9 protein-coding genes are annotated in these 8,372 nt (G+C 38.8%); 3 read left to right on the top strand and 6 right to left on the bottom strand.

The annotated features are described in order from the left end of the window. Window positions 1–310 precede the first annotated feature (310 nt). The gene (locus V7137_RS28135; RefSeq protein WP_420490194.1) at window positions 311–757 is read left to right on the top strand and encodes a hypothetical protein; all 447 of its coding nucleotides are present in this window, start codon (window positions 311–313) and stop codon (window positions 755–757) included. A gap of 163 nt (window positions 758–920) precedes the next feature. On the opposite strand, the gene V7137_RS28140 is transcribed toward V7137_RS28135, so the two are convergent. Next, window positions 921–1,493: a DNA-3-methyladenine glycosylase I gene (locus tag V7137_RS28140; protein WP_335701117.1), complete on the bottom strand. Its 573-nt coding sequence runs from the start codon at window positions 1,491–1,493 to the stop codon at window positions 921–923. Between the two features lie 157 nt (window positions 1,494–1,650). Beyond that, window positions 1,651–2,019 (bottom strand): 4-oxalocrotonate tautomerase, encoded by a 369-nt coding sequence (locus V7137_RS28145; protein WP_335701118.1) that lies wholly within the window; start codon window positions 2,017–2,019, stop codon window positions 1,651–1,653. Between the two features lie 261 nt (window positions 2,020–2,280). Between V7137_RS28145 and V7137_RS28150 the strand changes: the two genes are divergently transcribed. Both V7137_RS28150 and V7137_RS28155 read left to right on the top strand, forming a co-directional pair. Next, window positions 2,281–3,102: a Cof-type HAD-IIB family hydrolase gene (locus tag V7137_RS28150; RefSeq protein WP_335701119.1), complete on the top strand. Its 822-nt coding sequence runs from the start codon at window positions 2,281–2,283 to the stop codon at window positions 3,100–3,102. 149 nt (window positions 3,103–3,251) lie between these two features. Further along, the gene (locus tag V7137_RS28155) at window positions 3,252–3,842 is read left to right on the top strand and encodes a hypothetical protein (RefSeq protein ID WP_335701120.1); all 591 of its coding nucleotides are present in this window, start codon (window positions 3,252–3,254) and stop codon (window positions 3,840–3,842) included. An 80-nt stretch (window positions 3,843–3,922) separates the two neighbouring features. Here V7137_RS28155 and V7137_RS28160 read toward each other — a convergent pair whose 3' ends face one another. The 4 genes from V7137_RS28160 to V7137_RS28175 form a co-directional block, all read right to left on the bottom strand. Continuing rightward, on the bottom strand, window positions 3,923–5,398 hold the full coding sequence (locus tag V7137_RS28160; protein WP_335701121.1) for a sodium:solute symporter family protein: 1,476 nt from the start codon (window positions 5,396–5,398) through the stop codon (window positions 3,923–3,925). Further along, entirely contained in the window at window positions 5,398–5,595 is a 198-nt protein-coding gene (locus V7137_RS28165) for a DUF3311 domain-containing protein (RefSeq protein WP_335701122.1), read from the bottom strand. Before V7137_RS28165 ends, V7137_RS28160 begins: the two co-directional genes overlap by 1 nt. Window positions 5,596–5,710: 115 nt before the next feature. Next, window positions 5,711–6,895, bottom strand: coding sequence for a M20 family metallopeptidase (locus V7137_RS28170; protein WP_335701123.1), 1,185 nt, complete (start codon window positions 6,893–6,895; stop codon window positions 5,711–5,713). 15 nt (window positions 6,896–6,910) lie between these two features. After that, window positions 6,911–8,158 (bottom strand): Zn-dependent hydrolase, encoded by a 1,248-nt coding sequence (locus V7137_RS28175; RefSeq protein ID WP_335701124.1) that lies wholly within the window; start codon window positions 8,156–8,158, stop codon window positions 6,911–6,913. Window positions 8,159–8,372: the final 214 nt, after the last annotated feature.

The following is an 8,372-nucleotide window of genomic DNA, read 5'->3' on the forward strand; positions in this document are numbered from 1 at the left end:
AAAAAATCTCTGTTAATTCAACCATTTCGTTAAAAGGAATTGTGAAGGCCATTTTCAACGATACTATTCATGTTCAAATTGGCGGCAAGATTATTCCTATACCAACAACAGATTTTATGATTGAAAAATCAGCGAAGTAATTAATTACGTAGAGATTTTCGTAATAAGAAAGCCCATCAAATTTGATGGGCTTTCTTTTTGTAAAATTAGTTGCATCCTTCATTTATTTTCATACTATACAAAAGATATGCATTAGATTCAAAGATTTCTGTCCTTGTCATATTTGATGCACATGAAAGTTGAGTGGGTTGTGAAATCATTGAATAATACATGTGACTTAGAAAAAAGGCTACAAACAATTAGCTCTATCCAAAGGAACATAGATATTATAACAGCATTTTTATTATTAACCGGTCAAGTAACAGTAGTTAGACTTATTGTAGAACCAGGAGGATTTGCCCTTTCGGTTGGAGGGCCGCTAACTGGACATGGACGTTTAGAGGGTAAATCAGGAAATAAGACATTGAGTTTATTATTGGACATTGGGGATATACTTTTAGCCATACTATTAATTAGTGATCAGATAAATGTGTCAGGTATCTTTATAGGCCCAGGCAGATTTAGCTTCAATATGACCGGTCCAATTTTTGGTGTTCCTAAACACGTACCTACATTGCCTGATTTAGAAAAGGTTTTTACACAATTTCGCTGGATTGTATCTGAACATTTTGGTATCGAACCTGAAATTCTAATCTAATGAAGAAGGAAGTGGTCATTTTTGTCCCTAACAGACCTCCCAACGTTCGAGCCGTCAAAAGGTGAGATTTTTCTGTTTTTATTGTCTATTGCTACCTTCATATTTTTCTTTACACAAATTAAAGAAAGCGATGTCTCTCAAATGAGATAATCGCTTTTTTCTTTTATTTCGTAATTTGAACAGCTTTTTGGTAACATCCACAGGTTACGATATGGTCATTCACCATCCCTGTTGCTTGCATGAACGCATAACAGATGGTCGAGCCGACAAATTTGAACCCACGCTTCTTTAAATCCTTACTTAATTTATCACTTAATTCCGTGACGGCAGGAACATCCTTCATTTCTTTAAAGTGATTTTGGATGGGACTCCCCTTAACAAAGGACCATATGTACTGACTAAATGAACCAAATTCTTCGACTACTTTAAAATAAGCATGGGCGTTCGTAATGACGGCATTGACTTTAAGCTTATTCCTTACAATCCCTTCATTATTTAACAATTCTTCGATTTTCTTTTCATCATAGCTGATAATTTTTTCAGGTTCAAAGTTATCAAAGGCTTTTCGATAGTTCTCCCGCTTCTTTAAGATCGTATACCAACTAAGGCCTGCCTGAGCCCCTTCAAGATTTAAGTACTCAAATAGCAACCGATCGTCATAAACTGGAACTCCCCATTCATGATCATGATAATCGATATATAATGGATCCTGATTAACCCAACCGCAACGATTCATAATAATACTCCTTACTCCACAACATATTTCCTTTAGTATTACATATTTTTTCAAAAATAAGAACCTCCCTCATCATAAAGGGAGGCTGATTATAAATGAATTTTACTGTCTTGCAAGTTTTTCTCTGTCATCAAAAGTTGACAGCTGTTCAAGTAATCTATCTTTCCGAAGCTGGGATTCCGGCAATACCCCAATGAGTTTTCGGCACTTCCGTAACAATCACTCTTATACTCTCTTTTGGTGCATTTAATGTTTCGGAAACGGTATTGGTAATATTTTGGATTACTGCTGCCACCTTTTCTGGCGGTCTTCCTTCCATTAATTGAACACTAATAATGGGCATTGAACTACTCCTCCTCAAATCTTTTATAAATTGCTCTTTCTCTTGTTTCTCTATATAAAACCATTTTCCTCCTAGAAATTGTACAGCAAAGAGCAAAAAAGTACAGCTTGTGCTTGCTAGTAAAAATATCCCTTTGCACGCAAAACGATTACTATATTTTCCGATAAGCCCTTCTTTCCGCATATTCCGAGCAAGGGACACACACTTTTACTATATCCCTCTTATCATTCATATATTTCCGCAACGGACTTACTTTTCTCTTACAAATACTACATTTACTTTTAAATATATTAAAAATAGACACAGTAATCACCTTCATTATTTAGGAATTTACCATATTTTATTTACCTCCTTCCCAATTGGATTCAAATGTTATAAGTTTTTTTCCAAAACTTATAGTAAGATAAGGATAGAAAATATCGTGAAGAGAGGACTCAAACAAGAATGACATATAAAATGATTGTATTAGACCTAGATGATACGTTGTTACAGGACGACCATACGATTTCCCCACGTACAAAGAAAGCGTTAATGGATGTTCAGCAATTGGGTGTTAAAGTGGTATTAGCTTCAGGGCGTCCAACCTATGCCATGTATAAGATTGCTGAAGAATTGCAATTAAAGGATTATGGCAGTTTTATATTATCTTTTAATGGTGCAAAAATAACAAACTGTCAAACTGGTGAAGAACTTTTTAGCAGTACATTAACACCGGAAACAGTTCATCATTTATACGAGTTAAGCCGTCGTGAAAATGTTTGGTTGCATACCTATGTCGGTGATTCCATTGTAACGGAAGCAGGGAATCCATATACCGATATCGAGGGTGAAATTACTGGTCTAGAGATCTTTGAGGTTGACAGTTTCGTTGATTCAATAAAAGAACCAGTTGTTAAAGTGTTAATGCTTGAAGAGGAAACGAAACTTGCCGATGTGGAACAAAAGCTTCAGCAGGAGTTAGCTGGACAACTAAGCGTGATGCGCTCAAAGCCTTTCTTTTTGGAGTTTACTGAAGCAGGAGTAACGAAAGGAACCAGCCTCCATCAATTGATTGGGAAGCTCGGGATTGAACGCGAAGAAGTGATTGCTATGGGAGACAGCTATAATGATTTGGCGATGATTGAGTTTGCAGGCCTTGGTGTAGCAATGGGCAATGCTCCAGAAGATATTAAGGCTAAAGCTGATTATGTGACTGATACAAATATGAATGATGGAGTAGCCAAAGTCATTGAAAAGTTTGTTTTAAAAACCGCACAGCTAGTGTAATCAAAAATATTCACAAAAAAGCTTGGGATGAAACCCGAGCTTTTTTATATACATCAACAATCACAAATGGCCTAGCCCAATCATGTCCCTTCTTATGTGTTTTAAGCATAAACTATTACAATCAAAAACATAAAAAGGCGGAGAGAGGTATGGGATTATTCATTAACAACAGTGATCACCCGGATGTTTACAAAAATATGCGACAGCTGCACACATCGAATCAGGTCGTATCACGACAGGATTTTTTGTCGGAACTAATGAATGAACAACATAAGGCAAATACTGTCCTCGAGAAAGCTTTATCGGAATTAGGGATTCAAACACAGTTGCAAGAAAAAACACTATTTTCCCAATGGAATCATGTTGGCGAACAACTGAATGATTTACGTAATCGGATGGAGCGTTATGAGGATGCTAATCATCAACTTGTCCTTCAAATGAATAAACAGTTGGAATTACAAAAAGAGGTTGCCGAAAAAATCACGAAACAAGAAGAGTTTCAAAGCGGAGTTTTACAGCGTTTGGACACTCAAGAAGCACTAATGGACAAAATCTCTAGGCAAATTAATCATATTCGTTCGATTCTGTTTGAACGAACCAATTATTTAGCGACAAAAATAGACGAGGGCTATAAAATCACTTCTTCCTATGTGTATAAGTTGATGTCAGGGTCAGAGCAGCCTTTAACGTTTTTCTTGATGAACCATCGGAAAGAAGAAAATCAAACACATACTGATTAAATGAACTTGATACAAAAATAAAACACCTCCATTAGTCAATGGGCATCGACTTTGGAGGTGTTTATTGTTGATTTTAATGTCTATGCAACATGTTCATTTGTGTTATTTGCAGCATTCGCGGATCTTGTTACGAAACTAACTGCGAATGTAACCACTAAATTGATGATTAAAGCAATAACTCCTACGTTTAGGTCTTTTACGAATTGTGGCAATGCAGGGAAAAGTGTCCCAATTGTTGAAGCACTGATTGTAATGTAGGCAACTGTAAATACCCCCACTGCAATACCGGCAAAAGCACCTGCTTTTGTGACCACGTTCTTTTTAGCTAAGCTGAATACCAATGCTGGGAACAATTGTGTTACAAGGCTGTACCCCATTAATAACAACGTTACAAGTGTGTCCCCGCCTTTGAAGGTAAAGTATAGAGCGATAATGGCAACCACTGGTACTAAGTTCTTTGCTAATTTAGATACTTGTTGGTCCGACGCTTTTGGTACAAACACTTTATAAACGTTTTTCGCTAATAAGGTAGCCGCTGACATCATAATCATTGAACCTGGAACAATGGCTGTTAATAATCCAGCAGCACCAATTAATCCGACAACCCATGGATCGAATGTCTGCATGGAAAGTTTTAATAAAGCAAGGTCACCTGCTGGGCCCTCCAACCCTTTCACCTGAAGGATGGCAGCAAAGCCTACAAAAAAGACAAATAATAATACTAACTGATAAAGTGGCATGATAATGGCATTCTTACGAAATACCTTTGAACTTTGTGCAGAATAGATAGAACCAAACGTATGCGGCCACATATAGAAACCAAGAGCCGTTAAAAGTACTGTAGAAATAAACCAAGATACACTTAAACCAGTTGCTGGCAGAGCAAGGAATCCTGGCCTTGCTGCTTCAATTGCTTCAAACATAGGCTGGAAGCCGCCGTAATAGTGGATTGGTAAATAGATACCTAAGAATAATACAATACCTAGAATCATGATATCCTTAATGACAGCTGTCCAAGCAGAACCGTGAATTCCGGAAATCATTACGTAAACTGTTACAGCAATTACACCAATCCAAATCGCTGCAGTTGATGAAACCGAACCACCAGAAGCTTCCGAAACAATGATACCAAGACCTTTTAATTGGAGAACAAGATATGGAATAAGTGCTACAACACCTACTAGAGAAACAAAAACTCCAAGTAAAGGGCTCTTATATTTACTAACAAAAAAGTCGGATTGAGACATTAATTTGTTCTCTTTCGCATATTTCCATATTGCTGGAAGCAACCAATAAGACATGATGTATGCTAAACAGCCGTACGCTAAGATATAATAGGTTGGGCCACCTTTACCGTAAGCCCAGCCACTACCGCCCAAGAAGGTAAAGGTAGTGTAAATTTCCCCTGCCATTAATAAGAAAACGAAGATGGTACCAAAGCCACGACCTCCAACGGACCATTGTTCAAGGCTCATGTCCTTCCCTTTTTGTGCTTGAACACCAAGGAAGATGGATAAGGCTAAAAATCCGAAAATAATAATAAGTGCTGTATTCATTAGATCTCTTCCTCCTTATTTGATGGGTCCAATTTAAACACAATCGCCATAATTCCTGAGGTTAATACAACCCAGAGGACTATGTAAAAGAGAACGAAAGGCATCCCGAAGACGTAGGGAGTGACTTTATTAAAGAACGGAACTCCACCAAGTAACCCAATAAATGGTATGATTGCAAGAAGCTGATGTAATTTCATAGAAAAACCCCCAATTTTATAAAATAAATGATGCCTTCTTTCTATTTATTTAGCTGAACCTTCGTGAAGTATTTTTTTTCTATAGTTTGCACGAAGGTCCTAAATAACGTAATTTTTATCCTAAAAATTTAAAGGTTGCATGGAGGAAAGTTTTTACCCCAATTTCGAGTGCATCTTCATCAATTGTGAAACGTTCGTGATGATGTGGATAAGTAATTCCTTTTTCCTCATTTCCTGCTCCTACATAGAAGTAACAGCCAGGTGCTTTTTCCATAAATGCAGAGAAATCTTCTCCACCCATATTTGGTCTCATTAGATCAAGTGCCTCTTCACCGAAGACTTCACGAACGGTTTCTTCAATTACTGCAGTCACTTCATTATCATTGATGACAGGACGGTAGCCAAATTCATATTTAAAGTCATATGTTGCTTCATGTGCTTCAGTAATTCCCTTGACGACGCGTTCCATTTTAGCTGGGATCGATTCACGAAGTGCTCGATCAAAGCTGCGGACGGTACCCCAAATTTTAACAGAGCCAGGAATCACATTGTGAGTTGTTCCTGCAATAAATTGGGTCACGGAAATAACCAAACTATCTAGTGGGTCAGTATTCCTTGAGACAATATGCTGGAGGTTTGTGACAACCTGTGCAGCCACAGCAATAGAATCGATGGTTTGATGTGGCAGTGCGGCATGTCCACCTTTACCATTCACGGTAATCCAGAAAGTGTCTGGTGAAGCCATCATCGGACCGTAAACCACTCCTACTTTGCCTTTTTCAATTGGTGACCAAAGGTGTGTACCAATGACAAGGTCCACCCCGTCCATTACTCCTGCTTCCACCATTTCCTCTGCTCCGCCTGGGAATAACTCTTCCGCATGCTGGAACAAGAAGCGAACTTCCCCCTTTATTTGATCCTTTAAGCCTGAGAGAATTTTTGCTGTTCCAAGCAGCATTGCAGTGTGACCGTCATGGCCGCAAGCATGCATCACTCCAGGATTTTGGGACGCAAATTCGAATGTGTTTTCTTCTTGGATGGGCAAGGCATCCATATCGGCACGAATGGCGAGTGTTTTACCTGGTTCTGCTCCAATTAAACGGGCAACCACACTGTTTTTTGTCGGACGAGAAATCTCTAAGTTTTCAAACGATTGTAAGGTATCATAAATAAATTGAGATGTTTTTTCCTCATGGAAAGATAATTCAGGATTTTGATGCAAATGCCTTCTCCAGGCAATAACTTGCTCTTTTGTCTCTTCTGCTAGTTGATTAAGATTTACTGTTGAAGTAATACTCATAGTTGTCATCTCCTATTAGTTTGTTGTGACATTAACTTTTTGAACCGCTAGATTTAGGACCGTATGATACAGAACATTCGCACCGTCTGCACAGTCCTCTTTTGAACTCCATTCCGCTGGGTCATGACTGATTCCGTTCTTGGAGCGGATGAAGATCATGCCTATGGGACATAAGTCCATCAATTGCATCCCATCATGACCTGCACCACTTGGAAGGTAATAGCTTTCTAGACCTAATTTTTCAAAGGCTTCTTTGGCTGCATTTTTAACGATGTCAGAACAAGGTGCCGGTGCTACCCTCTGCAGGTCTTCAATGGTTAACTTAACACCTTGGGCCTCACAAATCTGCTCGGCCTGTTCTCTTATCTTCGCCTCTACCTCATCCCGAACGACTTCATTAATATCCCGAAGATCTAATGAGATTTCAACCCGGCCTGGAATGATATTGATTCCACCAGGATTCACCTGAACTTGTCCCACAGTTCCGACGGTGGTACCAGTCTTAGCCGCCTCTGCTTCAATGACGAGCATCACTCTAGCTGCTGCTGTTAACGCATCATGCCTGATGGACATCGGGGTTGCTCCTGCATGACCAACTTCACCTTCTAAAATAAACTTGAGCCATAATGGACCTGCTAATCCCGACACAATTCCGGCTGAGAGATTTTGTCCCTCAAGGACTTTGCCTTGTTCAATATGAAGTTCGACATACGCCTTCACCTCTTCGGGCTTAAGAGCAGCTTTTCCAATCGCTTCTGGCTGAAGTCCATTGGCGACAAAGGCTTCGGCAATCGAAATTCCTTGCTTGTCCTTATTGAGTAATTCATCCTGAGTCAGCGTTCCAGCAATCCCCCGACTTCCAATCATCCCAAAGCTGAATCTTGCTCCTTCCTCATCGGTAAAAGCAATGACTTCAATTGGATGTTCAGTTTCAATCCCTTTCTCATTCATGACTTGAAGGGCTTCAACAGCTGCCAGTACACCAAGCGGTCCATCAAAATTTCCGCCATTAAAGACAGAATCCACATGTGAACCTGTTAATACCACAGAAGCTTCAGGATTAAATCCTTCCTTCCTGCCGATCAGGTTTCCTACTTCATCCTCACGAACTTTTAAACCAGCTTCTTTCATGAATGTGGCGACAAGGTCTTTGGCTGCTCTTTCTTCTGGAGTAAAAGACAAACGAGTGACACCCTCAGATTCTTTCTTTCCAATTTCACTTAGAAACTGCAGTCGACTCCATAATCTTTCTTTATTAATCAATGTTCTACTCCTTTCTGCACATTTCCTAATTGTTTAATACTTTAATGGAACGGCGTAAATTATTAATGTATTTACAATTATAAAACTTATCAGAATATTTGTTATGTTATTTTCTACAAAATACTTCATAAACAATATGTGTAAACTCACAAAAAAAGAACAAAAATTGTATTATCAACTAATAATTCCTGATAAAAAACACACAAATGGTTGA

It is taken from the genome of Neobacillus drentensis (assembly GCF_036962765.1).
GTDB classification, from domain to species: Bacteria; Bacillota; Bacilli; order Bacillales; family Cytobacillaceae; genus Neobacillus; species Neobacillus drentensis_C.

Bases quoted from the DNA above. Each gene is read 5' to 3' on its own strand.
- V7137_RS28140 (WP_335701117.1), bottom strand. From the start codon at position 1,493: ATGAATCGTTGCGGTTGGGTTAATCAGGATCCATTATATATCGATTAT.
- V7137_RS28145 (WP_335701118.1), bottom strand. From the start codon at position 2,019: ATGCGGAAAGAAGGGCTTATCGGAAAATATAGTAATCGTTTTGCGTGC.
- V7137_RS28165 (WP_335701122.1), bottom strand. From the start codon at position 5,595: ATGAAATTACATCAGCTTCTTGCAATCATACCATTTATTGGGTTACTT.
- V7137_RS28170 (WP_335701123.1), bottom strand. From the start codon at position 6,895: ATGAGTATTACTTCAACAGTAAATCTTAATCAACTAGCAGAAGAGACA.
- V7137_RS28155 (WP_335701120.1), top strand. From the start codon at position 3,252: ATGGGATTATTCATTAACAACAGTGATCACCCGGATGTTTACAAAAAT.
- V7137_RS28150 (WP_335701119.1), top strand. From the start codon at position 2,281: ATGACATATAAAATGATTGTATTAGACCTAGATGATACGTTGTTACAG.
- V7137_RS28160 (WP_335701121.1), bottom strand. From the start codon at position 5,398: ATGAATACAGCACTTATTATTATTTTCGGATTTTTAGCCTTATCCATC.